The organism is Streptococcus oralis, assembly GCF_001075675.1.
GTDB classification, from domain to species: domain Bacteria; phylum Bacillota; class Bacilli; order Lactobacillales; family Streptococcaceae; genus Streptococcus; species Streptococcus oralis_V.
Window position 1 is genome coordinate 1 of record NZ_JUNW01000057.1, and the last position, 797, is coordinate 797.

The following is a 797-nucleotide window of genomic DNA, read 5'->3' on the forward strand; positions in this document are numbered from 1 at the left end:
TTGGTACCAAAGTCCATCAAGTACATGGTAAGGGCCTTGGGACTGAATTTGCGAGCCAAGTCCATACCAGCTGTCTGAAGGAAGGTGGTCTTTCCTGTACCCGGACTTCCGTAGAGGAGGATATGACCATCCTTGGAGAGATTGATAGAGACAGCTTCCTGCTTCTGGGCCTGCGGGATATCCGCCATCCCCAAGAGGACAGAGAGTGGTTTCTCTTGTGCCCAGGCTACTGCTGGTTGCACTTCATCCAGCTCCTCTAGCGCGATGCGCTCTTTGAGCGGTGGCAACCATGGCTGTGGTACTGGAGGAATCTCTTGTTCTTCACACAAGAGCTGGATATGGTGCACTATCGCATCCAACTCTGTCGGAACTTCCTTGATCTCATCCACATCTTCTAAGCCTGATAGGTCTTCATTCAAGATCTCATATTGGCCCAATTCATTGATCAGGTAGATGGTGTGGTCCTCAATCCCCATATCGTCCTTGTCCGGCTGGTAATCCGCCCCTGACCAGGCTGACTGGAAGAGTTCATAGACTTCGTTATTCCCGACCTGTAGATAGGCACGTCCTGTCTGGGTGATCTCGGCCGCGTCCGGTGTATGAAGCATTTCATTGGAGTCCGAACGATCCGCCACCTTAAGGGCGATCTTGAAGCGTGAGTTAGACCAGATCTGGTCATCCACCACACCAGATGGTTTCTGAGTAGCTAGGATCAAGTGGACCCCGAGGGAACGCCCGACCCGAGCGATGGATACCAGCTCCTTGATAAAGTCTGGCTGGTTGACCTTGAGCTCTGC

Annotated in this window: 1 protein-coding gene; it reads right to left on the bottom strand. The window is 52.4% G+C overall.

Annotated features, from left to right (window positions below):
• The coding region (locus ADM50_RS09130) for an FtsK/SpoIIIE domain-containing protein (RefSeq protein WP_049485422.1) at nt 1-797 on the bottom strand (797 nt) is incomplete at both ends.